The sequence below is a fragment of the Collinsella sp. HCP28S3_E9 genome (genome assembly GCF_052065455.1).
GTDB lineage: Bacteria > Actinomycetota > Coriobacteriia > Coriobacteriales > Coriobacteriaceae > Collinsella.
Map to the genome: position 1 here is coordinate 30,493 of NZ_JBQHTZ010000003.1, position 25,950 is coordinate 56,442.

Annotated in this window: 20 protein-coding genes; 12 read left to right on the forward strand and 8 right to left on the reverse strand. The window is 60.7% G+C overall.

Annotation, left to right across the window (positions count from 1 at the left end; all coding sequences use genetic code 11):
- Window positions 1-109: 109 nt before the first annotated feature.
- The gene (locus ACTNA2_RS02200) at window positions 110-1,132 is read right to left on the reverse strand and encodes a 2-keto-3-deoxygluconate permease (RefSeq protein ID WP_441048477.1); all 1,023 of its coding nucleotides are present in this window, start codon (window positions 1,130-1,132) and stop codon (window positions 110-112) included.
- Between the two features lie 514 nt (window positions 1,133-1,646).
- Here ACTNA2_RS02200 and ACTNA2_RS02205 point away from each other — a divergent pair.
- Window positions 1,647-2,459, forward strand: a complete 813-nt coding sequence (locus ACTNA2_RS02205; protein WP_441048478.1) for an HD domain-containing protein — start codon at window positions 1,647-1,649, stop codon at window positions 2,457-2,459.
- On the opposite strand, the gene ACTNA2_RS02210 is transcribed toward ACTNA2_RS02205, so the two are convergent.
- Genes ACTNA2_RS02210 through ACTNA2_RS02220 form a run of 3 tightly spaced genes read right to left on the reverse strand, consistent with a single transcriptional unit; the run spans window position 2,456 to window position 6,081 of the window.
- Window positions 2,456-3,661 (reverse strand): FAD-binding protein, encoded by a 1,206-nt coding sequence (locus ACTNA2_RS02210; RefSeq protein WP_441048479.1) that lies wholly within the window; start codon window positions 3,659-3,661, stop codon window positions 2,456-2,458. The two genes, ACTNA2_RS02205 and ACTNA2_RS02210, sit on opposite strands and share 4 nt — an antisense overlap.
- Window positions 3,662-4,477: an electron transfer flavoprotein subunit beta/FixA family protein gene (locus ACTNA2_RS02215; protein WP_441048480.1), complete on the reverse strand. Its 816-nt coding sequence runs from the start codon at window positions 4,475-4,477 to the stop codon at window positions 3,662-3,664. It lies immediately after the preceding gene.
- Window positions 4,478-4,479: 2 nt separating this feature from the next.
- Entirely contained in the window at window positions 4,480-6,081 is a 1,602-nt protein-coding gene (locus tag ACTNA2_RS02220) for an FAD-binding oxidoreductase (protein WP_441048481.1), read from the reverse strand.
- 344 nt (window positions 6,082-6,425) lie between these two features.
- On the opposite strand from ACTNA2_RS02220, the gene ACTNA2_RS02225 reads away from it, so the two are divergent.
- The 8 genes from ACTNA2_RS02225 (at window position 6,426) to ACTNA2_RS02260 (ending at window position 16,095) form a co-directional block, all read left to right on the forward strand.
- On the forward strand, window positions 6,426-6,722 hold the full coding sequence (locus ACTNA2_RS02225) for a hypothetical protein (protein WP_154517147.1): 297 nt from the start codon (window positions 6,426-6,428) through the stop codon (window positions 6,720-6,722).
- Window positions 6,719-7,228 carry a hypothetical protein gene (locus tag ACTNA2_RS02230; RefSeq protein ID WP_427719604.1) on the forward strand — a complete coding sequence of 170 codons (510 nt, stop codon included), beginning with the start codon at window positions 6,719-6,721 and terminating at the stop codon, window positions 7,226-7,228. The genes ACTNA2_RS02225 and ACTNA2_RS02230 overlap by 4 nt, the downstream gene beginning before the upstream one ends.
- Before the next feature lie 87 nt (window positions 7,229-7,315).
- Window positions 7,316-7,918 (forward strand): hypothetical protein, encoded by a 603-nt coding sequence (locus ACTNA2_RS02235; RefSeq protein ID WP_441048482.1) that lies wholly within the window; start codon window positions 7,316-7,318, stop codon window positions 7,916-7,918.
- Between the two features lie 280 nt (window positions 7,919-8,198).
- Complete coding sequence (locus ACTNA2_RS02240) at window positions 8,199-9,590, forward strand: hypothetical protein (protein WP_441048483.1); 1,392 nt, start codon at window positions 8,199-8,201, stop codon at window positions 9,588-9,590.
- An 87-nt stretch (window positions 9,591-9,677) separates the two neighbouring features.
- Complete coding sequence (locus ACTNA2_RS02245) at window positions 9,678-10,394, forward strand: DUF554 domain-containing protein (RefSeq protein ID WP_154517132.1); 717 nt, start codon at window positions 9,678-9,680, stop codon at window positions 10,392-10,394.
- Between the two features lie 88 nt (window positions 10,395-10,482).
- Window positions 10,483-12,243, forward strand: a complete 1,761-nt coding sequence (locus tag ACTNA2_RS02250) for a TerB N-terminal domain-containing protein (protein ID WP_441048484.1) — start codon at window positions 10,483-10,485, stop codon at window positions 12,241-12,243.
- A complete protein-coding gene (locus ACTNA2_RS02255; protein WP_441048485.1) occupies window positions 12,236-13,534 on the forward strand; it encodes an ATP-binding protein in 1,299 nt (432 codons plus the stop codon). Before ACTNA2_RS02250 ends, ACTNA2_RS02255 begins: the two co-directional genes overlap by 8 nt.
- Window positions 13,535-13,650: 116 nt before the next feature.
- Entirely contained in the window at window positions 13,651-16,095 is a 2,445-nt protein-coding gene (locus ACTNA2_RS02260; RefSeq protein ID WP_441048486.1) for a DEAD/DEAH box helicase, read from the forward strand.
- Window positions 16,096-16,298: 203 nt separating this feature from the next.
- Here ACTNA2_RS02260 and ACTNA2_RS02265 read toward each other — a convergent pair whose 3' ends face one another.
- The 4 genes from ACTNA2_RS02265 to ACTNA2_RS02280 all read right to left on the reverse strand — a co-directional run bounded on the left by ACTNA2_RS02265 (window position 16,299) and on the right by ACTNA2_RS02280 (window position 20,792).
- Entirely contained in the window at window positions 16,299-17,174 is an 876-nt protein-coding gene (locus ACTNA2_RS02265; RefSeq protein ID WP_441048487.1) for a spermidine synthase, read from the reverse strand.
- Window positions 17,175-19,082: an elongator complex protein 3 gene (locus ACTNA2_RS02270; protein ID WP_441048488.1), complete on the reverse strand. Its 1,908-nt coding sequence runs from the start codon at window positions 19,080-19,082 to the stop codon at window positions 17,175-17,177.
- A gap of 97 nt (window positions 19,083-19,179) precedes the next feature.
- Entirely contained in the window at window positions 19,180-20,076 is an 897-nt protein-coding gene (locus ACTNA2_RS02275) for a DUF4097 family beta strand repeat-containing protein (RefSeq protein WP_441048489.1), read from the reverse strand.
- Window positions 20,076-20,792: a helix-turn-helix domain-containing protein gene (locus ACTNA2_RS02280; protein WP_441048490.1), complete on the reverse strand. Its 717-nt coding sequence runs from the start codon at window positions 20,790-20,792 to the stop codon at window positions 20,076-20,078. Before ACTNA2_RS02280 ends, ACTNA2_RS02275 begins: the two co-directional genes overlap by 1 nt.
- A 267-nt stretch (window positions 20,793-21,059) precedes the next feature.
- Between ACTNA2_RS02280 and ACTNA2_RS02285 the strand changes: the two genes are divergently transcribed.
- The 3 genes from ACTNA2_RS02285 (at window position 21,060) to ACTNA2_RS02295 (ending at window position 25,881) form a co-directional block, all read left to right on the forward strand.
- The gene (locus ACTNA2_RS02285; protein WP_441048491.1) at window positions 21,060-21,932 is read left to right on the forward strand and encodes a class I SAM-dependent methyltransferase; all 873 of its coding nucleotides are present in this window, start codon (window positions 21,060-21,062) and stop codon (window positions 21,930-21,932) included.
- 118 nt (window positions 21,933-22,050) lie between these two features.
- On the forward strand, window positions 22,051-22,932 hold the full coding sequence (gene trmB / locus ACTNA2_RS02290) for a tRNA (guanine(46)-N(7))-methyltransferase TrmB (protein ID WP_441048492.1): 882 nt from the start codon (window positions 22,051-22,053) through the stop codon (window positions 22,930-22,932).
- 267 nt (window positions 22,933-23,199) lie between these two features.
- Window positions 23,200-25,881, forward strand: coding sequence for a DEAD/DEAH box helicase (locus ACTNA2_RS02295; protein WP_441048493.1), 2,682 nt, complete (start codon window positions 23,200-23,202; stop codon window positions 25,879-25,881).
- Window positions 25,882-25,950 lie beyond the last annotated feature (69 nt).

Here is a 25,950-nt window from a genome sequence, read left to right on the forward strand (position 1 = left end):
CATCACCATAACTCCCCCAATCCAGAGGGGAATGAGGGAATAATACCAGAGCGCCCGGGCGCTCTCACGGCGCGAGTTGCACGCCAGCATCATTGATGGGCGCCGATGGCTACTCGCCATCGATGTCGGCCGCGACGGCTTCCTCGATGGCCTCGACACCGGCGGGCGACAGGTCTTCCTTGCCCTGGCAGAACTTCTTATCGACCCAACCGGTCAGAATCGGAGCCATGATTGCCGTGATGATGACGGCGGTGGCGATCTGAGCGTATGCGGTGGGCGCAAGATCGGCATAGCGCGGCGCGACCTCGGCAAGAGCAACCGGCGTGGTCATAGCCGTGCCGGCGATGGTGGAACAAGCCACGGCGGCTTTGCCGTTACCGCCGCACAGGCGCTCGAACGCAAAGGTGATGGGACCGACGACAAACAACGTGACAAGGCCCAGCAAGATGCCGGAAATGCCGCCGGTGATAAAGCTCGACAGGCTCATAGACGCACCGAGCTGAAATCCGATGACGGCGATCGCAGGATTGGTGCCGGGAACCAGCAGGTTCTTGATGAACGGGAAGAGGTTGCCCAAAACCATGCCAATCACGAGCGGCAGGATGGAACCGATGATGGTGCCAACGGGAATGTTGGCAAGACCAGAGACACCAAGAATGATCATGGTAACCGCAGGGCCCGCCGTGAAGAACGGGATGCCCACGGCGCCCTGCTCGGACTCGTCGCCAAACTCGCCCATGATGCCCGTGTAGAGCGCCATGTTGCAAAACGTAATGCCGCCGATGATGGAAACCGAGCTCAGGCCCAAAAAGTTGTCATTAAAGAAATACGCAACGCTCAAGCCCAGCACGGCTGCCACCACAAGCTTAGGAATCAGTACGACGATGCCGGTCTTGATGGCACCCGGCGTGGACTTAAAGCTGATGCCGGCACCCACGAACAACAGGATCGCGGCGACGATGGTATTGGAACCGCCGCGGCAGGCGGCGGTAAAGAAGCCGCCGATCTCGAAGACCTGCGGGCAGAAGGTATTGAGCAAAAGGCCGACGATCATCGGGTAGATCATGATGTCACCCGGAATGCGCGGTACTTTGAATTTCTTTTGCTCGTTGGCGATCGCTTCCTGTGCCATGAAACCCCCATTTCCGCCGACGCAGGACAAAAGCCCACGTCATGCTTTGCTACAGTAAAGTTTGACCATGGTACCAGAAGAAGCAGACCGGCTCGGTGAGAAATCCGATTCGTGGGGCCCGGACGCTAAACGCACCCCACTCCTATACGAGGCTCAAAACGATATAGAGCCCGATACCCGAGACGCAGCACCACAACATCGACTTTGTCTTGATTGCCACCGCAACGACGCCGACAGCCGCTGCGAAAAGAGCAGGCAAATAAAGAGCGATGTGCAGACAAAACCCGCAATAGCGGTGGGAATATCGACAACGGCGCACCTATCGCAACATTGGGAAGCATCACCGGCCAGACGGTTTTAACGATTTTGAGCACCATGGCGTTCCTCGTCCCGACAAGCTTTCCGAGCCGCATTCGACGACATGGCAGAATCATCGCCCGGCGGCAACCGAGTTCACCTACAATTGCCACCGGATCGAAAGACACAGAAAGACACAGCTTTTTAGGAAGTCATTATGACAGCTATCGATCGAACGGGGGCAATCGCGGCCTTCAGGACCTACACCGATGCCTACGATGCCGCCAATCCGCGTATCGCGCTCAAAATCGAGCATACGTACCACGTTGCCGAGGCATGCGATGCCGTGGCACGCAAGCAGGACTGGGCACCGCAGGACATTGACCTGGCGTGGCTTTGTGGGCTGTTGCACGATATGGGCCGCTTTGAGCAGCTGCGACGCTGGGACACGTTTAGGGATGCCGAGAGCATGAGCCATGCGAAGTTGGGCCTCGAGGTCCTCTTTGGCAAAAACCCTGCAGACGCGCCCGCGGCAACAAGTATCCGCGACTTTATCGACAGCCCGGCAGAAGACGAGCTCATCCGCGCGAGCATCGCCTATCACAGTGACTTTCGCCTGCCGGCACAACTCGACGAGCGTACACGGTGCTTCTGCGATATCGTGCGCGATGGCGACAAAATCGACATTATGCGCACCATCGCCGACAGCACCGTCGACACCATCCTCAAGGTGGATGAGGACGCATTTCTCGCCAGCCACTTCTCGGCGCCGACGTTGGCCGCCTTTGACGAGCACCGCTGCGTCGCACGTGATGAACGCGACGAGCCCGCGGACTACCTGGTAGGACTCATCTGCTTTATGTTTGAGCTCGTCTATCCGGCGAGCCGCGCGCTGGCGCGCGAGCAGGGCGATATCTACCGCCTGCTCGACGCGCCCTTTGGTATTACGCAGCCCTTTACCGACCCCGCCACACAGGCAGCCTGGAGCCGTCTTAGGGAAGAGATGCGCGACTGGCTGGCGCGCGCCTAGCGCTCAAGCTGGGCTAGCAGCTCCTCGACGACCTCGACGGCATCACCGACAACCTTGTACTGGGCAGCACCAAAGATGGGGGCATCCGGGTCCTCGTTGATGGCGATAATGCATTCCGCCCCACCGATGCCGGCAAGATGCTGGATGGCGCCCGAAACACCGATACTCACAAGCATCTTGGGCGAAACCGATACGCCCGTCTGGCCAATCTGATGGCGATACTCCAACCAGCCGGCCTCCACGACGGGTCGCGTGCAGCCAAGCTCGGCTCCCAGAGTCTCGGCGAGCCTTCGCATCAGCGGCAGGTTTTTCTTGGAACCAATGCCGCGACCTACCACGACCAGGCGCTCGGCATCGGCGATTGAAGCCTGCTGTCCCCACTCCTCGGCGGGAATCGAGATCTCGACACGAGCCTTAGCATCATCCGCAAGTGCTATCTGGGTGATCGTGCCGGAGCAGCCGTAGTCAAAGTCGGGCGCCTTAAAGATGCCGGGGCGCACCGTTGCCATCTGGGGACGATGATTGGGGCAGACGATGGTGGCCATCAGGTTGCCGCCAAACGCCGGACGCGTCTGTTGCAGCAGCCCCGTCTCCGTATCCATCGAAAGCACGGTACAGTCAGCCGTAAGGCCCGTCTGCAAACGCACGGCAACGCCGGGTGCCAGTTCGCGGCCAAAGGCGGTCGCTCCGTACAGAATGGCCTCGGGCTTGCGCTCTGCCACCAAATCGCAGATGAGGCGAGCGTAGACCTCCACATCGTTCTGGCGCAGACGCTCGTCGCGACAGATCAGGACCTCGTCTGCACCGGCGCAAACCAGATGCTCCAGGTCACCGAGAGAACCCTCGGGGCCCATGCCGACCAGCGCCACCAGGCGACAGCCGCGTGCATCCGCAAGCTCGCGGCCCTTGCCCATGAGCTCGAAGGCAACGGGAGCCACCGTATCGTGCTCGTCGGTCTGCGCGAATACCCAAATGTCTCGATATGCATCGAGGTCAACCGCGCCGGCGGCCTCGTCGCGCTCGATCGAAATGGCATTGATGGGGCAAGCGTCGACGCACCCGCCGCATAGGATGCAGCCGTCGGTTACGCGGGCGCAACGGTTGGGCCGCTCGCCTTCCACTACGATGCCGCCTGAGGCACAGGCGCGAACGCAGCGACCACAGCCGATACAGGCTTCGCTATCGATAATCAGTCCGCTCATCTATGCCATCCCCTCGATAATCTTGGCAAGTTTCGCCGCCTGCTCGGACGCCGTTCCGTCAACGGCCTCGCACGTTTGGTTGCGGTCGGGCACAAACGATCGCACGACCTGTGTCGGCGAGCCGGCAAGACCGCAGCGCGCGGGGTCGGCGTTCACGTCGGCAGCGTTGACCACGCGCACGTCCGCCTCCTCGGCCGCACGAATACCGGCGATACTCGGCATACGCAGTTGGCCAATCTCCTTGGCAGTCGTCATCGCGCACGGCATCTCAAGATAGACCGTCTCCTCGCCGGCATCGCAGCCGTGAACAAGCGCCAGTGAACCACAGGTCGTAAAGCCCGCGCTCTGCACGCAGCTCACGTCGGTCACGCAGGGAATCTCGAAGGCACCGGCAAGCTCGGGACCAATCTGGGCCGTATCGCCGTCCACCGCCATCTTGCCGCAGATGAGCAGGTCGAAGTCCTCGTCGAGCGCCTCAATGCCGCACTTGAGGGCATAGGTGGTTGCCAGGGTATCGGCACCTGCAAAGGCGCGATCGGTTAGCAGCAGTGCGTCATCGGCGCCTCGGGCGATGCAGTCGCGCAATAGCGATTCAGTCGCGGGGATGCCCATCGACACCACCGTTACGCGCACGTCCATGCCAAAGCCGATAAAGTCGTCCTTCAGCGCCAGCGCGCATTCCAAAGCGCTCGCGTCAAAGGGATTAATGACCGCCTGCTTGCCATCGCGCACGATGGTATTGGTCTTGGGGTCCATCTTGACCTCGGTGCTGCCCGGCACCGCCTTGACGCACACCACCATATGGAAATCGCTCATCTTCACGCGCCCCCTTTCTGGACGAGCTCATCCAAGAGCTTCTCCGAAAACAGGTTACCGCGGCCCAACTGCCCGGCAGGATCGAGCTGGAGCTTGAGCCGCGCCGACTCGACCATGGCCTCGTGACCGTACATCGTCTCCAAGAAGCCCGCCTTGATCTTGCCGACGCCGTGTTCGGCGGAGACGGCGCCGCCCATGGCCGTGACCTCGGAAGCCCACTGGGCAAAGAGCTCTCCGCCGCGGCGGTAATCCTGCGCATCGCGCGGCAGAATGTTCACATGCAGATGGTTGTTACCGATGTGCCCCCAGGCGGCAGATTCAAGCCCACTTTCGGCCAACGTGCGGCGATAAAGGGCGATGACATCGGCCAAACGTGCGTTGGGCACCGACATATCCGACCCCAGCTTGGTAATGGTGGGGTCCGTGCGGCGACGCTCGTCGATGAGCATGTTGACGCTCTCGGGCACCGCATGGCGGAAGAATCGCTGACACTCGCGATCGACCTCGGTGCGCGCGACCCATGTCGCATCGTCGCTGCCGCCCGCAAGCTCCAGTACCCACCCCAAGTGATACAGCTCCTCAGTCGTCTGGGCTTCGTCGTCGCAGTCGAGCTCCACGTAGACACAGACCTTGGCGTCTTTGTCGAGCGCCGGCAGCGAGGCGAACGCGGTCGACTGCTCACGCTGACGACGCAGGATATCCAGGGCGCCCGCATCGAAATATTCGATGGCAGCCGCGTGGGACAGGACGGGACGTACAGAATCGGTGAAGGACACGGCCTTGTCTTCGCTGTCAAAGAAGCAGCTCACGCCCCAAACGACCGTAGGCGCCGCCTGCAGGGCAATCTCGAGCTCGGTGATGACGCCGAGTGTTCCACACGCACCGATAAACAGATCGATGGCATCCATATCGTCAGCAACGAAATAGCCCGAAGCATTTTTGGTCTTGGGCATGGTGTAGTCGGGAAGGTCGAGCTCGAGCGTGCGGCCCTGCACCGTAACGAGCGAAAGGCGACGACCCTGTGCAAAAACCTCGCCACGGTGAAGCTCGAGCAGGTCGCCATCGGTCAGCACGACATGAAGGCCCGTGACGTGAGGGCGCATGGGGCCGTAAGCGTAGCTACGGGCGCCGGAAGCGTTGCATGCCGCCATACCGCCCAGGCAGGCAGATGCCTCGGTGGGATCGGTAGGAAAGAATTGCTCGGGAGCTTCCTGGAACTCCTCGTAGGCCTCAAGCGATGCCTGGTCCCAGCCGGCAGTCGGCAGCACTTTCTTGCCCAGTTGCTTGCGCAGCTCAGACAGCACGACGCCGGGCGCCACGCGCAAAAGAAAGCGGCCCTGCTCATCGCGGCGAATGCCTAGGTAGCGATTCATGCGGGAAGTATTGAGAATGTGACCGCCATGAGGCACGGCGCCGGCGGCAAGACCGGTCCGGGCGCCCTGAACCGTCACCGGGACACGCTCGGCATGGAGCTTTTCCATAATGGCGCGGACCTCGTCCTCCGTTGTCGGAAACGAGATGCTCGAGGCCTCGCCCGATGTGCGAGACTCATCGCGACCATACTCTTCGAACTCGTCGGTGAAGGGTTTGATGGTTGCAGACACGCGAACTCCCCCTTTAGCTAACTACAGTGTTTGCAGGGAAATGTTACCGCATCGTTTCACCGACATGTTCGAGACCGTCTCCATAATTGACGTTTTTAACGTTCGCGCAATTCGGCGAACGGCGGAATTTTCGAGACAAGCGATGCTTTTGCCACACGTTGCCGCGCAGCCACAACATGTGCATTTATCAGTCAAAAATAGTTGAGATTTTTTTCACATGCTTTTACCTGCGGGGATATCGGCTCGTCAAGCAATTGGTTAGTTATTGGGCAAGTTGCGGCTGATACGGTCGGCATCGACAGCCAAACCAATAGGAGTTTTGGCCCCAGAGCAGGGAGGTTTCCATGGCATATTACTGGCCCCAATACGGTTTCGCCATCGAAGTCGATGACGACCCCTATCTCTTGCCTTTCGACGAAGATGCATTTCCAGGTACGGAGGTCTACCACGTCACCACCGATGTGATCTGCGACCCCGAGTCGTTCTCGGCGCTCGCCCACCACATCGCGCGTATCCACAACATCGAGCTCCCTCACGACTTCGACGAGCTCATCTACTCGCGCCGCCTGATGCTTCACATGCTCTTTGGAGCGGACCCGTCCACGTTCGCACGTGTCTACACCACCAAGGACGCCGCATGAGTGCGAAGAAGCCGCCCCGCCTTGCAGGACTGGGGCGTCGCAAGAAACTCGTCGTTGTCTGCCTGGCTGTCGTCTGCGCCCTCATCGCCGTAGGGCTATACGCCTGGCAGTCGCAGCCCGTGCCCGAAGCGGGCGCCTCAGTCACGACGGCAGAAGGTAAATCGCGCCAAGAAATCCAGGATGAGCTCGACGCCATCGTCCGCGACAACATGATGACGATCTCGGTCGCGCCGGTCGCACAGTTGCAGGAAGGCGGCAAGTTGCGCGTCAACGTGCAAAACGTCCAAGACAACAAGTTTCCCCAGCGCTTCCGCGTGATTCAAAACGACGAGACCATCTATGAGTCCGGTGTGGTCGAAGCCGGCAAGACGGTTGAGACCTGCCCCGCCGGCGATATCCAAGAAGGCGAGGCATATATCGAGATTCAGGCACTCGATGCCAAGACCTACGACACCCACGGCAATCCGACGCGCGTCAAAGTGCGGGTGGCACAGGCAGAAGGCTAGTGGCCGACGCGCTCGCAGGGGCAGCACCCTGTCCCCATTCGTCCAACCATCACGGAAACAGTCCGTGACGAGCAGAAAGGATCGATTATGAACACACCCATGAACCTGAGCGGAGCCAGGGCACTCGCCGTGGGCGCAGGGCTTACGCTCGCACTTGCGATGGGCGCCGCGCCAACGGCGGCCATGGCAGAGGTGCGCGTTGGAACCACCGATGTGACGGTGAAGGCCGACATTAGCAATGTTTCGTTTAAGGCGCCAACGGTCATCCCCTTTGCCGCCAAAGCCGACGGAACGCTTGTAGGACCCTCCGACAATACGATTACCATCGACAACCTCTCGGCATATGGCATCCACGTCACCAACATGAAGGTCACGGCCAAGAACGACTGGACAATCGTTGCAGACGCAAAGACGGGCTCGGCCCAGAACTCCATCGATTTTAAGGTTGGCCCCGATACGGCAGAAAAGGATGCCAGCTCGGCGACTCAGACTACGGGCCTCGATCTTTCCCAAGACGCAAGCTTCGACATGAAGTACAAGGACATTGCCGACGGAACGGACAAAATTAGGCTCAATGTGAGTGGCCACGTCGCCCGCGTCACGCGTGACATCTACCACGCCACCGGTACGGGAGATCAAGTGGCAAGCATCACCTGGACGGTCGAGCCCGGTGCGCACGCCACGTCCTAAGGCGATTGCACTGGCCGCCATCGTCGGCATCTTGGCGTCCGCACCCGCAATGGCCTTTGCTCAACAAGAGCAAGCGCAAGCGGCCACAGAAGTGACCGTCGATCTTTCGGGCCTTAATCGCGGCAGCCGTCACGAGCCGCTCGTCCAGACGAGCGACACCCGGCAACTCATTGCGGTAGGCGTCGCCACGGTGGGAGCAGGACTGACGTGCCTTGGCCTGCACATCAAACGCAACCAATAGCCAAGCACGACCGGAGTACGCGGAATAGATAGGAGAACCATGGCACCCAAAAACCTTTTGCCCGTTGCCGCGCTCTGCAGCGCACTGGCGAGCGGTACGCCTCTCGCCGCTTGGGCGACGCCCGCCACGGCAAGCTCCTTACCGCAAGCTCTGAACCCCGCGGCGAATTCGTCGGGTATCGTCGCCTGCCAACGTTTTTCGCTCGCACATGCCACGGTCCGAACCTCGGGATGCCTTCACCGCAATGCGGTCGACTCGATAGTCGTGGATATCAAGCGACCGGACAAGGAGAACGGCCCCCAGACAGGTTGCGCCATCTGCACATGGAAATCGGCTGCAGTCGACGCCGATGGCGACCCATGCGACTTAGAGCTGCGCATCGATATTGCCTCGGTCGATGACTCGGCGAACGGGGCAAAGGTCGTCTTCGACAGCGCGGCCCATGAAGAAGAAGGGGGTGTATGCCTGGGCTGCGTTCCCTCGAATGCCGATGGCGCGCAGCCCATCATCTCCTTTACGGCGTCGCTGCGGCTGACCAAGGCGGACACCGAAGCCATCGCAACGGGAGATGCGCCTTTGCTGTTCTACGCTGGCGACGCGGACGACCAAAAGGCTCAAAGCACCAGGCAGAAGGGCTCGCTTAACCTCACGCGCGGATCAGAACCCGCCCCCATCAATATCGATGCCCAGGAGCCGGGCGTGCAGCGCATTCTCGCCGATCCGGCGCTGCTCCAAATGACATGGCACGGAGTGGGGTCCGTCGAGATTGCCGCTCCTATATCGAGCGATAATGACAAATCCCCCAAAGACGAGGTCGCAGACGCACCGGCACATGTTGACGATGCATCATCAGAAGACAACGCTGCGGTTCCTCTCGAGAAGCCAAGCGGCAGCGCCACCGAACTAGGCGATTCCCAACCGAAAGACGGCCTGGACTTTGCCGCTCCCCCAAGTGTCGACGAAGGCAACTGTTGCATGATGGTCGCGCTCGACCACACGGAAACCGTCGATGCTGCAAGCATTGAGCCAGTCGCTGCCAATGCGCCCCGCCGCAAAAATATCCTCATCGCATTCCCCAACACCGTCGAGCTCGTCTTTTTGCCTTCGGGCGAAGTCGTCGCGCCTACGGCACTTACAGCAGTGGGAGCAAAGAGCGCATCGAACGATATCCAAGCTATCTCGGCACTTGATGCCACAACGACCGCCAAGTTACACCTTTATTCCGTTGCAGCAGACGGAACGCGAACCGAAGAATTCGACGGAACCAAGCTTTTGGTTCCTCGTCGCATCGGTATCCAAGAAGACGTCCCCTATCAAATGGAACTTGAAGGGTTCGATCGCGCACGAGATGCCGACATCATTGCCGCAGCCATCGAATCCCCACAGCACCTCATGACGCTGCGCTTCGACTTTAGCCCCATCCTGTCCTAGACCGCTAACCGTCGCTTGGCTCGGATACTGAGCGCCCCTCCCCGTTCTGCTACGATTGCCGCGTTGGCATCAATTACAGGAGGGTTCATGCCGGGTTTAGGAACGATCATCAACGTCGCGCTTTTGATCGCGGGCGGTCTGCTTGGCCTTATGGGCGGGCGCTTCATTACGCCTCGCATCCAAGACACGCTCATGAAGGCGTCGGGGTTGTGTGTTCTGTTTATCGGCCTGGGCGGCACCATGCAAAAGATGCTCGTTATCGATGGAGAGGCGTTGGCGACCACCGGCACCACCATGCTTATCGTCTCATTTGCCCTCGGTTCGCTCATCGGCGAGGCCATCAACCTGGAGGCCGCCATCGAGAACCTCGGCGAATGGCTCAAGCGCAAAACCGGCAGCGAAGGCGACAACGAGTTTACCAACGCCTTTGTCTCAGCATCGCTCACCGTGTGTATCGGTGCCATGGCCATCGTAGGATCGATTCAGGACGGTCTGCTCGGCGACTGGTCCACGCTTGCCCTGAAGGGCGCGCTGGACTGCATCATCGTCTGCACCATGACGGCCTCGCTTGGCCGCGGCTGCATCTTCTCGGCCCTGCCCGTTGCCGTATTCCAGGGCACGATCACGCTTTTTGCCGGCGCACTCTCCCCCATCATGACCACCGCAGCCCTCGACAGCCTTTCGCTTGTGGGCTCTATGCTCATCTTCTGTGTTGGGGTTAACCTTATTCGACCTCAGACCTTCCGCACGGCCAACATGCTCCCCTCCGTCGTCGTGGCGGTCATCTACGCCCTCTTGTTCTAAATCTATCTACGTAGCGGTTTCTCGAACACCTGTTTGATGCTGTGCTATGATATGAGGTCACCGAAGCTGCGTTAGGAGAGGAGAAGCGGTGGCCGACCAGGACGTCAAGATGCTCATCGAGCGCATTATGGCCGAGGCCCGGACCCATCAGTCCGCCCACTTCTCAAACGAAATCTATGCTGACGAGCCGATTCTCAAGACCGGTCGACAGATGCAGAACTTCCTCCCCGACCAGTACCGCAAGATGCGCGAGATATCGCGCTGGCAAGATGATCCCAAAGGCGGCGCGGGACGTTGGCTATCGGAGGCGGAGCTCTTTTACCGCCAAGGCCTGCTGATGGCCGACTTCGAGGACGATTGTCCCTACAACGGCACCTTTAAGTCGTACTTTCCCACCTACAATGCCATGAGCGATCGACAGTTGCGCGGCTACTTTACCTGGCGTGCCCAAGTGCGCCGCGGAACTGTCGAGGAAACGTCTACGTCCTTTGCCTTCCTGTATCTCTATGAGCTGATCTGCGGCATTGGCGTAGATGACCCACTCGATGGCTTTAGCAAGATCAAGGCCTTTTGGAACGCCTATCGTGCCTTCGAGCCCGGCATCGACCGGTTTGCACGCGTGTGGTTGCAAGATTACGCCGTTTTCCACGGGCTCGACCCCAAACTGCTTCGCGACTCTAAAACCGTCATGTTCGATAACGCCCTTATCGAGCTGCGGCGCGCGGCTCGAGACCTTGCACCTGCACCGACGCCGTCGGACCTGGCGCCTGCGCGTCGCAAGACCTCCGAGCCTACGCTCCCCCTCCCGCCCGACGAGGCGGGCGAGGAGCGACTCATGGCCGCTATCAACGCCCTCTCCACGTATAACCTCGATAACTCAAGACTCGATCGCAGCCACCATCGCGACCTACGCCACGTGGCATGTGCCGTGTACGTCCGCATGGCGCGCTACTATGACACGCATCGAAAGACCGGTATCGTGGCGAGCTTGTTTGGGGAGGAGACGGCCATGCCCTATACCATGTTTGCCTCGGCCGTGTTCTTTGCGCCCGAGCGCCACGAGGACTGCGAATACCGTCTTGACCCCATTCATATCTACCGCTGCCAAAACGGTTTTTGGGAATGCATGCGAATTCACGGCAGCAGGCAAAAGAGCAGCAAGCTTGGTGAGATGATGCGCGCCTGCGACCAACGTCTGCGCCTGGCCCTAGCCCCCGCCCACCCCCTGAAGGAGGAGAAGGTCCCCAAATATCTGGCCAAAATCATCGATGACGAGATCGTGGCATGGCTTTCGTGGGATGCCGCACACCAGCCCGTCAAGATCGATATCGATTTGAGCCAGCTGGGGCACATTCGGAGCGCCGCCGCGCAAACGCGTGAAGCGCTTTTGATTGATGAGGAGCGCGAGGACGGCACGCCCGTGGAAGCCGAGGCAACGCTTATCGAGCAGCCGGGCCGCGAGCCTGCGCCCGGCATGACTGCCGAACCTGGCGAGATGACCATTCAGCAAGACGAACCCGACGAGCCGACTGTCTCCGCCGAAGAGTTTGGCGTCATGGCACCGCTCCTCGTGTCTGCGCCCGCACCCGTAACGCCCGCGTCTGCCGAAGCTACGAACAAACTCGCGCCCGCCGAAGATGCCTTTCTTCGCGCGCTCCTCGAGCAAAACACAGCGCAAGCGACATCGGCAGTGGAGAGGTCGGGCCAGAGCGAGGATATGCTCGTCGACAGCATCAACGAGACGCTCTTTGACCTGGTGGGAGACACCGTTATCGAGTTCGGCGCGGCAGGACCGCAAATTATCGAGGATTACGAAGCAGACGTGAGAGGATACCTAGACCATGAGTGATACCGCATCCGCAGCACCCCGCGTGCCCAAGCGCGTCGCTGCCGTCATTCTCAACTCACTCAAGGGCGGTGTGGTCCCGCGCATCGGCCTTCCCTATATCACCGTAGGGCGCGAGGTCGAGATCCGCGCCCTGCTCACCGATTTGAGTCTCATCGCCGACGGTGGCGCGAGCTTCCGGTTTCTGGTCGGTCGCTACGGCGCAGGCAAGAGCTTTTTGCTCCAGACCATCCGCACGCACGCCATGGGCGAGGGGTTCGTCGTCGCCGATGCCGACCTGTCGCCCGAGCGCCGCCTGCAGGGCGGTCAGGGGCAGGGCCTTGCCACCTACCGTGAGCTCATCCGCAACATATCGACCAAGACGCGCCCCGAGGGCGGTGCGGTCAACCTTATTCTGGATCGCTGGGTCGCCTCGTGTGCCGACGTCGACGAGTCGGTCGTCAATGCCCAACTGGCCCCGCTCGAGGAGATGGTCCACGGCTTCGACTTCGCCCGCATGCTCCGCCGCTACCGCACGGCCGTATCCGAGGGCGATGAAGAGGCCATGAGCCGCGTAACCAAATGGATCCGCGGCGAATACCGCACCAAGAGCGAGGCTCGCGCCGAACTGGGTTCCTCGACCATCATCAGCGATGACGACTGGTACGACTACGTTAAACTCATTGCGCGCTTTTTGGTCTGCAGCGGCTACAAGGGCATGCTGGTGCTCATCGACGAACTCGTGAATCTGTATAAGATTCCCAACGCGATCACGCGCCAATACAACTACGAGAAGATCCTGACCATGTACAACGACACGCTCCAGGGCAAGGCGCAGTACCTGGGCATGATCATGGGCGGCACGCCAACCTCCATCGAAGACCGCCGCCGCGGCGTGTTCTCCTACGAGGCCCTGCGCAGCCGACTCGCTCAGGGCCGCTTTGCACGCGAGGACCTTAAGGACATGCTCGCGCCCATCATCCGTCTGCAGCCACTCACCTACGAAGAGTTGCTGGTGCTGATCGAAAAACTCATGCAAATTCACGCCGGCTACTTTGGCTGGACGCCCACGCTTACCGAGAGCGACCTGGTGGACTTCCTCAAGATTGAGTTCGGTCGCGTGGGAGCCGACACGCATCTGACGCCGCGCGAAGTCATTCGTGACTTTATCGAGCTGCTCGACATCCTATGCCAAAACCCCAACGCCAACGTGGCCGAGCTGCTGCAAAGCGTCGGCGGTGACGCGCCAGCAGCCGCAACAGACGACACCGGCACCGCAGGCGCCGACCGCAACTTCGCCGAATTCGCCATCTAACCTGCCAAAAAGGGACAGGTTTATTTTGGCAGGTTTTATCTGGGCAAACATTGAAGCAGTCATGCAGCAAGCCACTGCCCGCCGCGTTGAGAGATTCGCTTTTGAAAGGAGGCCCCGTGAACGCCTTTGACCGCTACGCCCCGTTTATCCAAGACTTCATCTACTCCCACGATTGGGAGAGTCTGCGCTCCATTCAGGTTGCGGCGGCAGATGCCATCTTTAACACACAAGACAATGTGCTCCTGACGGCATCCACGGCTTCCGGCAAAACCGAGGCGGCCTTCTTTCCCATCCTGACCGAGTTTTGGGAGAAGCCGCCCGCGAGCGTGGGCGCCCTCTACATCGGCCCCCTCAAGGCGCTCATCAATGATCAGTTCGTCCGCCTTAACGACCTCTGCGAAGAGGCCGATATCCCTGTCTGGCACTGGCATGGCGATGTCTCACAGTCGCACAAGGCTAAGCTCATCAAAAAGCCGAGCGGCATCTTGCAGATTACGCCCGAGTCACTCGAGGCGCTCCTGATCCATAAGCACATGGCGATCCCGCGCATGTTTTGCGACCTGCGCTATGTGGTCATCGACGAGGTCCACTCGCTCATGCGCGGCGACCGTGGCGGGCAGACGCTCTGCCTTATCGAGCGACTCTCGCGCATGGCCGGCGTGCAGCCTCGACGCATTGGCCTTTCGGCCACCATCGGCGACCCTGAGCGCACGGGCGCTTTTCTCTCACAGGGAACGGGACGTGACTGCGTTATCCCCCGTTTTGAGGAACCGCGCCGCGTGTGGCGCATCTCCATGGAGCACTTCTACAACTCGGGTCCCCAGGCACAGCAGCGGGGATTCGAGAGCATGGGTCCTCAAGAGGCCGAAGTGCTTGCCTCCGAGCGCATTGAGGCAGCGGCACCCACGGCGCTGCCGGCCGACACCCAAGGCACGTGCCACAGCGGACAGCCCACACAGGACAAGCGCCGTCAACGTCGCAAACGGGCACAGGGTAAGGCTAGCTCCGGGAACCGCTGCACTTCCTCGGCCCCCGAGGGCGAAGTCGACATCCCCCGGGCCGCCGAGCAAGCGCTCCTCAACCCCACCGACACCGCACCCGACAACGCCGATCCCGGCATGGGCTATATCTTCGAACACACCCGCGGGCGCAAGTGTCTGGTCTTTGCCAACTCGCGCGAGGAGGCAGAGGCCGTATGTTCCATGCTGCGCAGCTACTGCGAGAGCCGACACGAGCCTGACCGTTTCCTCATCCATCACGGCAATCTTTCGGCATCGTTGCGCGAGACGGCAGAAGAGCTCATGCGCGATGAGGAGCAGGCACAGACGACCGTCACCACCTCTACGCTTGAGCTTGGCATCGATATCGGCCGTCTGGAGCGTGCATTTCAGATCGATGCGCCATTTACCGTCAGTTCCTTTTTGCAGCGAATGGGCCGCACGGGACGCCGCGACCTTCCACCCGAGATGTGGTTTGTCATGCGCGAGGAAGAGCCCGAGCCGCGCACGATGATGCCCGAAACCATTCCGTGGAAGCTCCTGCAGGGCATCGCACTCGTACAACTCTATCGCGAGGAAAAGTGGGTCGAGCCGCCCGAGCTCGATCGACTCCCCTACAGTCTGCTCTATCACCAGACTATGTCGACGCTTGCCAGCACCGGAGAGCTCACGCCGGCAGAACTTGCCCAGCGCGTGCTCACGCTCAGTTATTTCCACCGCGTCTCAGCCGATGACTATCGCGTGCTGCTGCGTCACCTCATTAAGATCGACCATATCCAGGTCACCGAGGGCGGCGGACTCATCGTGGGCCTCGCGGGCGAGCGCATCATCAACAATTTTAAGTTCTACGCCGTGTTCCAGGAAAACGAGGAGTTCACCGTCCGCAGCGAGTCGTCCGAACTGGGCACGATCGTCAATCCCCCACCGCCCGGTGAACGCATCGCCATCGCCGGGCACTGCTGGATTGTCGAGGAAGTGGACTGGAAGCGCCATACCGTCTTTGCCACGCAGGTCAAGGGCCGTGTGCCGGCTTACTTTGGCGACTGCCCCGGCGACATCAACACGCATGTACTCGAGCGCATGCGTAAAGCGCTCAACGAGCACGCGACATATCCATACCTTATGGGCAACGCGCGGGCCCGCTTGGCGCAGGCTCGCCATACGGCCGAGATTTCGGGTGCGGGCACTAGGCCGCTCATTAACCTGGGCGGCGACACCTGGGTGCTCTTCCCCTGGCTGGGCAGCTATGCCTTTTTGGCGCTCGAGCGCATGCTCAAGATTAAATGTGCCGCGGAGCTGGGCCTTCGCGGACTCGACCCGTCGCGCCCGTACTTTATGCAGTTTAAGATGAAGGCCGACGAAGAGACGTTCTTTGAGGTACTCGCCGCCGAGGCCGAGAAGGACTTCGATCCCATCGAGCTCGTCTATCCCGGCGAGGTGCCTTACTTTGATCGTTACGATGAGTTCGTTCCCGAAGAGCTCGTGCGTAAGGGCTTTGCCGAAGGCGTGCTCGACATAGATGGCATGAAGAAGCGTGTCCGCAGCTGGCGCGACCACGCATAAAACGGGGCTGACTATATGAGCAGTCAATTTGGGACGGGGCTATTTTAGCTGCCCTTGCAGGTAAAGCGAAAGGTTTGGCCGATTAGTGGCAGGGATAGCTAAAATAGCCCCGTCCCAAATTGACTGCTCCCGATGTGGAGCGAGCCGGCATCCGAAAGCAGCTAAAACCCCCGTCCCAGAAAGACTGGTCGCAGAAAGACGCGCTAGTCGTGAAGGACGGCGCCGAGGAAGTCGGCGTCAAGGGGCACGGCTTCGGCAAAGGCATGGTTCCCGTCGCTGGCGATGAGCAGGTAGTTTTCCTCGCCGCCGAACTCTGTATCGCCACAGGGGACCACCCAGGCGTGGGCGAATACCTCGAGTGCCGTGGCAGCGCAGTCGCGCAGGAACGTTACATCGCTCCCCTCGTTTGCGCTCACGATATTGGCAACGTAGATACCCCCGGGGTTCAGGCTGCCCCGCACTAAACGCAACGCCTCAACCGTCGCCAGCTCGCGTACGGGCTCGGCACCGCCAAAGCAATCGCTCACGACCACGTCGTAGCGACGATGGCCCACACTCGTCACACCCAGATACGAGCGAGCCTCAGCGGTTATCACCCGCAGGCGATCGCCTGCCGCGCGCTCTAGCTCGTCTAGGTAGAACCAGCGGCGCGCCAGGCGCGTAATCTCTCCGTCATACTCGATAACGTCCATGCGCAGGCCCTCGTGCGACATCAGCGCAAATTTGGGATAGGCAAACCCGCCGCCACCTAGCATAAGCATACGGCTGATACCGTGACCATAAACGTCACGCATCGCATCCTCGGCCTCAAACACGTCGTCAAACGCACGATAGTACGCAAAGACGGGTTCCGCCCAGCGCTCGCCGACGTAACTCGCGCTTTGGTAGACACCGCCTTGCACCAATACGCGGACTTCATCGCCGCCCTCATCGTGCACGCGTTTCACACGCGCCAACCCATTGCGGGTTCGCGCAACCTGCAGGCAGGCAGCACGAACAGCGACGGCAGCCGCACCAAGCGCCGCGGCTCCCAGAGCAACGCCGGCAACAACGCCGGCAGAAACACTCGGTTTGTTCATCTAGAGCTCCTTTTGCAGATAAAGGCCATGGTCATAAAATCCAAGATGGCGATAGTACTCGCGCGTGCCAATCGCGCTAATCACGTTGATGCGCGCATAACCCGCATCCCGGGCAATCTCGCACGCACGCTCTACGAGCAAACGCCCCAACCCGTGATGCTGCGCCGCCTGGCCCTGGTCGCCCACGCGCGCCGCCATGCCGTACACGTGCACCTCGCGAATCATCGCCTCGTCCGGCATCGTCGGCAACTCGTCCGCATGCGCGGCAACAAACGAATGGTCGGGCAGCGACAGGCGCAAAAAGCCCGCAATCTTGCCCTGCGGCGTCACCCACTGCAAAAAGCGCTCGTGCGTCACCGGCGTCTCGTACGCCACATCCTCGTCAAGGGTCAGCTCATCCAAGTCGGCACCCGCCGTGCTGATCTCGCGATAGCGAATCTCACGCACCGTCGCACCGTCACCCCGAGCAGCCAGGCGGTTCTCGACAAGCTGACGCAGGTTGGGCTTCTTGTTGCCCACCATAATGTCGTCGGAGCTAAAATCGCGGATCATGCGGCTGATGCGACAGAACGGCGGCGTCACCACGATGTCATCGGCTAGCACGTCGAGCAGCTCCTCCTCGGTATAGGGGCGCCACTCGCCGCGCTCGTAACAGCCCACCAGACGCGAGCCCTCGATGAGCGCGCACGGGTAGACCTTGACCTCGTCGGGCATAAAGGCCCCCTCGGTCATAAAGCGCTCGTAGTCGCGCTTGTCCCCCTCGGGTGTGGCACCCAGCAAGTTGAGCATAAAATGCGCGTGGATCTTAAAGCCAAACAGGCGCGCAAGCGAAAACGCCCGCTCGATTTGCCCCACCGAAATGCGACGCTCGTTGATATCGAGCAGGTACTGGTCGAGGCTCTGGATGCCCATCTGGATCTTGGTGCAGCCCAGGCGGCGGATGAGCGTAAGCGCCTGCGGCGTTACGGCATCGGGGCGCGTCTCGATAACGAGTCCCACCACGCGATGCTTCGCCGTCTCGTTGATGCGCTGCTGACGCTCGAGCTCCTCCATCGTTGCCGTCTGCCACTCGGTGACCTCGCCCCACGGCGTACCGGGGCCGTACAAACGACGCACCGCACGGTTATAGCCGCCCACGGCAGCATCCACACGCTCCTGCTCGTCGGCAACGCCGGCAGCGAGCTCAGCCTCGTCTGTCGCAATGCCGGCAGCCCGATAGCGCTCGCGGCGCTCCGACACCACCGGCGGCAGCGCATCGGCGGGTGCATCGTCGAGCAGACGCCCCGCCTCAGCACGGCTGATGCCCGGACGCGCCAACATGGGGTTGGCCGCCACGCCGGCGACGGCATCGTCATTGAGCGCACGGAAAAGCTCCGACATAAACCATGTCTGATAGCCTTCCGGATAGTCGCTCCAGGTGCCACCGAGCACAATGAGCTCAATCTTATCGGTCGCATGCCCCATCTGCGAAAGCGCGGTCAGACGAGCGCTCACCTGCAGATACGGATCGAAGCAATTTTGCTCCGCACGGGCGCACGCGGGCTCGGCATGCAAATAGCTTTTGGGCATACGCAGGTCGTTGGGGCAAAACAGGCAATCGCCCGAGCACGGCCACGGCTTGGTGATGACGGTAATGGTCGCTACGCCCGAAGCCGTGCGGCGCGGCTTCATGCGTAGCACCTGCAGCAGTTGACGTTCCAGATCGGAATCGACATTCCACGCAGCCCAACGAGCCGGATCCTCACGTTTAACCCGCTGGTAGAACGGCAGCAGACGGCGCTTGGCCAAATCGCGTTTGTCGGCACCCTCACGGCGCGCCTCGGCATGTATCAGTTTGACGAGCGCTTTGTCGTCCACGGTCTCGCCGCGACGCAGAGCCTCGAGTATGTTCAAGATAATCTGTTCCATGCCCCCATTGTAAAGGCAAAGGCGCCGAAGCCCGTCGCAGCTCCGGCGCCTTCATCAAAGAGCACGCCTGTATGCACCGATCTCCGAAAACCGCATGTCACTCCGAATCAAACGACATGTCGCCCGAACCGACCTTAAAACGATACGTGGCAGACTTGTCACCGTTATCGAATTCAAGATTCAAAATGGTCTCGCCGTCGTAGCCAAGCGGAAGGAAATCGCTTTCGAAGTCGCCGCTGCCCAAGGTGACGCTCGCCTTAAAGCCCGTCGAGTTCGGAACCGTCATCTCCACATCGCCCGAGTCCACGCTCACGTCCATCGACTTCGCGGGGGCCTGGTAAAGCTCGAACGTCGCATCGCCCGAACCGACTTCAGCGCTGAGCGCATCAGTCACGCTGCCCGAAAACTCTACATCTCCCGCACCCAGGACAAGATCGAAACCATCACAGATGACACCGGCAATCTGCAGATCACCCGAGCCCACGTGCGCGTTGACTCCCTTCAGATGTTCGGCAACACGGCGTGGCAGCTCAACCGTAACTGAGCGATCGATTGCCTTGCCGTCATCACTTCCAAACTGGGAAACCTTGAGCGTCGAGTCCTCGACGGATGCGATGTTTTGCGTCGCGGCCTTGGAGGCATCCATACCCTCGGCAACGCGCCCCCGCTCTATAACGCGAGCCTTGTTGCCATCAACAACCTTGACGTCCACCGAAGCCGCATTGATATCGAAATCGAGGTAGCGGAACTCATCGGCATCAAAAGTCGCACTCGAAAGTTGCTGAGGCCGAGCGGAATAGTTACCGCTATTCAAGGAATCGTCCTCGTCAAACATATCGTCAAAATCAGACAAATGGCCAGATAGAATACCGGTCGTACGCACCATATCGGAATGAGCCAATAGCCGCGAAATGCCAAAGACAAGTCCAATGATAAGCACAAACGCTCCGACGCCAACGCCCAAGCGTACCTTGGATTCATGCGAAAGCTTCATCATTCATCACCCTCTTTGGCAATCGGCTCAGCGGTGGTCGCGGTAGCCACGTCAGCATCAACCGCAGCGGAAACATTCTGAGCCCTAGCTGTCACCGGTGCCGGACCAACCTGAATATCCCCGCGTGCCCAATCGCCATCGAGCGCACGCGCCACCCAGTGATAGATTGGAATCGTAAAGAAGATGAGCGCAGCAAAGGGGCCGGCACCAAACGGGAACATCAGCAAAAAGAACAGCAGCCAGCACACGGCCCAATACGGGAACGACTGGAACGGGCCCTTCACCGGAGTCGAGCCAACTGCACCGCCACTCGTCGCCTGCGCCGTAGCAGCGTTGGCGGCCTGCGCACTCCAGCTTGCCGCTTGTGCCGCCTTGGCCGCAGCATCACTCGCCTGCGTTGCCGCCTCGGTGGCGCGTGCCGCCGCCTCATGGGTGCGTGCGCGCTCTGCCGCCTCGGCCTCGCGCTGACGGGCGCGGTCCTCGTTCTCAAACTCGATATCGTCCTCGATCTCATCGCTCGGATTGAGGAGCTCGTCCAGGCTCACGCCATAGAGTTTGGCGAGCGAGATCAGGTTCTCGGTATCGGGCGCGCTCTCCGCGCGCTCCCATTTACTGACCGCCTGGCGCGACAGCCCCAGCTTTCGCGCCAGCCCTTCTTGACTAAAGCCTTTGCTGCGGCGAAGGTCGGCGAGCCGCTGCGCAGTTTCTACATTCATGGTTCCTCCTATGTGATGCCAGCCGTGCCGCCGGACCGTTTTTGTTCTTAAGGCGCCTTGCACAGTTAAAAATCTATCCGCCACCGCCAAAAGCATGCCACCTATTCTAGTGAGATTTTTGACAACCGGCGGTTGCGGGTGCATATGAGCTGCGGAAATGTGTCCAAACAAAGCAATGACACGTAGCTTGGTTGTCCCCGTTGCGGCGTTAACGGTAGTATGGTCGTACTGTTAATTCCGCACCGCCAACGGAGGGGGTCCCGCGCCGTGAACCGCGATTTCGCCTCATCGCTCATCCAGCTCAACAACACGTTCTATCGCGAGCACTCCGCCTCCTTTTCCGATACGCGTCAGGCCCCGTGGCCCGGCTGGGTGCGCACCATGGACATCGCGCTCGGGCAGCTCGACGTCGCCAGGATCGAGCATCCCGTCCGCGTCTTCGATCTCGCCTGCGGCAATATGCGATTCGAGAACTTTGCCGCCGGCGGCGCACTTGCCGCCAAGGGCGTCGACGGCGCAAACTCCTCGGCAGATGCCAGCTGCCCGTTTGAGTTCTATGGCGTCGACTCGTGCCAAGACCTGGCCATCGATGCACGCGGTCATGCCCTGCGCATTCCCAACCTGCACTTCCAGGAACTCGACGTGCTCGATGCCCTCATGAAGCTCAACCCCGCCGAGGCGCCTGACGCGCTTTTCGACGCCCCGCTCGCCGACATCTCGGTCTGTTTTGGCTTTATGCACCACGTGCCGTCGTGCGAGTACCGCGTACGCGTGCTCGACGCCCTGGTGCGGCAGACGCGCCCGGGCGGCATCATCGCCATTAGCTTTTGGGAGTTTATGAACGACGAGCGCATGGCGCGCAAGGCCGTTCGAGCCGAGGCCCGCGCCGAGCTCACCCCGCCGTTTGAGGGTTACGATTCAGCGCAGTTTGAAGCCGGCGACCACCTCATTGGCTGGCAAAACGACCGCCACGCCTACCGCTATTGCCACCACTTTGACGATCAGCAGATCACCGACTTGGTGCGCGGCGTGCGCACGTTCTACAAGAGCGGCGAGGTCCCCGTACGCGAGCTTGAGCGCTTCCATGCCGACGGTCGCAGTGGCGAGCTCAACCGCTACGTGATTCTCAAGCGCCTGTAGGCACCGACGACTCGCCGTCGAGCCGCACCGCATCTTTCGGGCAAGCTATGCCTACCCTTTTTCAACCCATTGACGGAACGCGCAGCTATGCGTTCCATACTTATGACCAAGGAGCCTCATGGGAGCCGTCCACGTTCGCACGCCTAAGAACTTTGTGCTCGAAGAGCGCCTGGAGCGCTACGCCGATGCGATTGAGACGAACCCTGAAATCTATGCCGGAGATTGGCGCGAGGCCTGTGCGCCCGCAGGCAGCAAGTCTTTCGAACACCTTCACCTGGATCTTGGCTGCGGCAAGGGAACGTACCTTGTAGAGCGCGCGGCCCACGAGCCAAACACGCTCTTTATCGGCATGGACCAGGAGCCCATCTGCATCGCCTATGCCGCACAGAAAATCTGCGAGCAGGAACTGACCAACGCACTCGTCCTGCCCCGAGGCGCTGCATCGTTGCCGCAGCTGTTTGCCACAGGCGAGCTTGATGCCATCACCATCAACTTTCCCACGCCGCAGCCTAAGGCCAAGTACGCCAAAAAACGACTCGTCCATGTCGACCATCTGATGCTCTACCGCCCGCTTTTTTCAGCCGGCGCCACCGTCACGCTGCGCACCGACAGCAAGCCATTGCGCGACTACGCCCTGGGGCAGTTTGCCGCGGCCGGCTACGACACACTATGGGTAAGTGACGACGTTCGCCACGACCATCCCGAGTATCCCGAGACCGAATACGAGCGCCGCACGCGCGAGATGGGTGCCGCCGTCTATGGCATTTGCGCCACTCCCGACGCGCTGCCCAGCGATGAACAGCTCACGGCGGGGCGCGCGCAGGAGCAAAGCCTTGCGTGCTACCTGCCCGACAATCTCGATGAGCTCACCTACGTGCCCCTCGGCATGGAAGAGGCCGTCGAGAACTTTAAAAACCGCGCCCGCAAGGGCAAGAAGCGCTTACCGCAGGAGTCCCAGGGGCCTCTGATGGTCGCGGCTTCGGCAAACAAGCGCAAATAGGCGCCAGCAAACGACCCTCAAATCTAAGTGAGTAGACTTTTTTGCAATAGCCAAGCACAACTCGCATAACCAATACTAAAACCGCAGGTAGAGCCTTTGCGCAAAAGCCATGTGCTCGCAATATTGCAAAAAGTCTACTCACTTAGCTGGCAACTGCACCAAACAGCTGGGCAGAACGCCCATTTCCTGCATTTTCTTGCCTGCGAACGCATCGATGCGACGCTACGCCATAATAGTTGGCGGACAATCGCGAGAGAAAGCAAACACATGGCACAGACCACGACAGATACCGCCGCCAGCACCGTCTCCGGTGCCGGCGCCGCCAGCTCGTTCTCGGGCGGCACGGGAACCGAAGCCGAGTTTGGCTCGCTCGGCGCGCTCTCTCCCACCTGGTGGGAGCCCGAGGACGGCAGCGAGCCCGAACCATGGCTCACGCCCGATCAGGCCTTCGAACGCTTCTTTGAATGGACGAGCGACCGTGGCATTGAGCTGTGGGATCACCAAGAAGAGGCCCTCATGGACCTGGCCGCTGGCGATCACGTCATTTTAGGCACACCGACCGGATCGGGTAAATCGCTCGTCGCGCTGGGCATGCTCTTTATGGGCATGGCTCAGGGCAAGCGCTGCTATTACACGGCCCCCATCAAAGCCCTGGTCAGCGAAAAGTTCTTCGACCTGGTACAGGTACTCGGCCGCGATAACGTCGGCATGATCACCGGCGATACGCATATCAATACCAAGGCGCCCGTCATCTGCTGCACGGCCGAAATCCTTGCCAACGATGCGCTGCGCGAGGGCGAGGGCGCCGACGTGGGCTGCGTGGCCATGGACGAGTTCCACTACTTTGCCGACCCCGATCGCGGTTGGGCCTGGCAGGTACCGCTGCTCACCCTGCCCCACACGCAGTTTATGCTCATGAGCGCCACGCTCGGCGATGTCACCGCCATCGCCGCCTCGCTCGAGGAGCACACCGGCGCTGCTTGCGACTTGGTTGTCGATGCCCCGCGTCCTGTTCCGCTGAGCTACGACTATGTGACGACCTCCCTCGAGGGCACGGTCGAGCTCGCCATGCGCCGTGGCGAGGCCCCGCTCTATATCGTGCACTTTAGCCAGGATGCCGCCCTTGCGACGGCACAGTCGCTCGCCAATTTTGGCATCGCCAGCAAGGAGCAGCGCGAGGCCATTAAGGAAGCGGCAAAGGGAACGAGTTTCTCGACGGCCTTTGGCAAGATTCTCAAACGCCTGCTTGGATGCGGCGTCGGCGTGCACCATGCTGGCATGTTGCCGCGCTATCGCCTGCTGGTCGAGCGCCTGGCGCAGCAGGGCCTACTGCCCGTCATTTGCGGCACCGACACACTCGGCGTCGGCATCAACGTACCCATCCATACCGTGGTGCTCACCGCGCTCACCAAGTTCGATGGTTACAAGATGCGTCGCCTGCGCGCCCGCGAGTTCCATCAAATTGCCGGTCGCGCCGGTCGCTCGGGCTTCGATACCGAGGGCATGGTAATCGCCGAGGCACCTGAGCACGAGATCGAGAATGCCAAGCTTATGGCCAAGGCGGGCGACGACCCCAAAAAACTCCGTAAGATTAAAAAGAAAAAGGCCCCCGAGGGCTTTGTCTCCTGGAACAAGCAAACTTTTGAGCACCTGATCGAGACGCCACCCGAAACACTCAAACCACGCCTGCGCATCACGCACTCTATGGTGATTAGTGTGGTCGAGCAGGGCGGCAATGCCCGAGCCCGCGTACATGACCTCATCGAGACAAGCCTGCAGACCCCCGAAGAGAAGGCCAAGCTTGAGGTTCGCGCCGACGAGATCTTCGCCACGCTCATCGACTCCGGCGTCGTCGTGCGCACCGAGGTGCCGCCCGCACCCGACGCTCCGGCTGACGCCGCGCCGGACATCGACTACGCGCTGACGGTCGACCTGCCCGAGGACTTTGCGCTCGACCAGCCGCTCTCGCCGTTTTTGCTTGCCGCGCTGGAGCTGCTCGACCCCGAAAGTGAGACCTATACCATGGACCTCATTTCGATGGTCGAGGCCACGCTCGAGGACCCCAAGCAGGTATTGCGCGCACAGGAGCGCGCCGCACGCGATCGCGCTATGGCCGAGATGAAGGCCGACGGCATCGAGTATGAGGAACGCTTGGAGCGCATTCAAGACGTCACGTACGAAAAGCCGCTCGAGGATTTGCTCGACGCCGCTTTTGACAAGTACTGCCAGAAAGTGCCCTGGGCAAACGACTACCAGCTCTCTCCCAAGAGTGTCCTGCGCGATATGCTCGAAAGCGCGAGCGATTTTAAGGGTTACATTCAAAAGCTCGGCATCGCCCGCTCCGAGGGCATTTTGCTTCGCTACCTGGCAGAGGCCTACCGTTCGCTCGACCGCACCGTACCCATCGAGAAGCGCGACGAGCGCCTGCGCGACATTATCTCGTGGCTGGGCTTTGTGGTGCGCTCGGTGGACTCGAGCCTGGTGGACGAGTGGGAGAACGCCGGCAACCCGGCAGCCCTCGATGCCGCGCCGCCACAGGGCATCGACGAGGTCGTGGCGGACCGCCGCGGCTGCACGCTGCTGGTGCGCAATGCGCTCTTCCGCCGCGTGACCCTTGCCGCCCGTGAGCACGTTCGCGACCTGGGCGAGCTCGACGACGACTGGGGCATGAGCGAGATCCGCTGGCAAAAGGCCCTCGATGCCTACCATGAGCAGCACGAGGAAATCCTCACCGACGGAGATGCCCGCAGCGCCGCGATGTTTTCCATCGATGAGTCCGACGAGAAGACCGCGCACGTATGGCACGTGCACCAGATCTTTGCCGACGAGGACGGCGACCACGACTTTGGCATCATGGGCGATGTCGATCTGGACGCCACGCAAGACGGCGGTGAAGTCATCTTCAAAAACTACCGCGTCGGCTTTATCGAAGACCTGCTCGAGGACTAGTCGAACATACTGGAACGAAACGAAGCGGGGCCGTTGGCAATATCGCCAGCGGCCCCGTTTTTGCACTAT

Coding starts and splice junctions, on each gene's coding strand:
- ACTNA2_RS02245 (WP_154517132.1), top strand. CDS start 9,678: ATGCCGGGTTTAGGAACGATCATCAACGTCGCGCTTTTGATCGCGGGC.
- trmB (WP_441048492.1), top strand. CDS start 22,051: ATGGGAGCCGTCCACGTTCGCACGCCTAAGAACTTTGTGCTCGAAGAG.
- ACTNA2_RS02230 (WP_427719604.1), top strand. CDS start 6,719: ATGAGTGCGAAGAAGCCGCCCCGCCTTGCAGGACTGGGGCGTCGCAAG.
- ACTNA2_RS02240 (WP_441048483.1), top strand. CDS start 8,199: ATGGCACCCAAAAACCTTTTGCCCGTTGCCGCGCTCTGCAGCGCACTG.
- ACTNA2_RS02275 (WP_441048489.1), bottom strand. CDS start 20,076: ATGAAGCTTTCGCATGAATCCAAGGTACGCTTGGGCGTTGGCGTCGGA.
- ACTNA2_RS02255 (WP_441048485.1), top strand. CDS start 12,236: ATGAGTGATACCGCATCCGCAGCACCCCGCGTGCCCAAGCGCGTCGCT.
- ACTNA2_RS02265 (WP_441048487.1), bottom strand. CDS start 17,174: ATGAACAAACCGAGTGTTTCTGCCGGCGTTGTTGCCGGCGTTGCTCTG.
- ACTNA2_RS02200 (WP_441048477.1), bottom strand. CDS start 1,132: ATGGCACAGGAAGCGATCGCCAACGAGCAAAAGAAATTCAAAGTACCG.
- ACTNA2_RS02280 (WP_441048490.1), bottom strand. CDS start 20,792: ATGAATGTAGAAACTGCGCAGCGGCTCGCCGACCTTCGCCGCAGCAAA.
- ACTNA2_RS02270 (WP_441048488.1), bottom strand. CDS start 19,082: ATGGAACAGATTATCTTGAACATACTCGAGGCTCTGCGTCGCGGCGAG.
- ACTNA2_RS02295 (WP_441048493.1), top strand. CDS start 23,200: ATGGCACAGACCACGACAGATACCGCCGCCAGCACCGTCTCCGGTGCC.
- ACTNA2_RS02205 (WP_441048478.1), top strand. CDS start 1,647: ATGACAGCTATCGATCGAACGGGGGCAATCGCGGCCTTCAGGACCTAC.
- ACTNA2_RS02210 (WP_441048479.1), bottom strand. CDS start 3,661: ATGAGCGGACTGATTATCGATAGCGAAGCCTGTATCGGCTGTGGTCGC.
- ACTNA2_RS02235 (WP_441048482.1), top strand. CDS start 7,316: ATGAACACACCCATGAACCTGAGCGGAGCCAGGGCACTCGCCGTGGGC.
- ACTNA2_RS02225 (WP_154517147.1), top strand. CDS start 6,426: ATGGCATATTACTGGCCCCAATACGGTTTCGCCATCGAAGTCGATGAC.
- ACTNA2_RS02215 (WP_441048480.1), bottom strand. CDS start 4,477: ATGAGCGATTTCCATATGGTGGTGTGCGTCAAGGCGGTGCCGGGCAGC.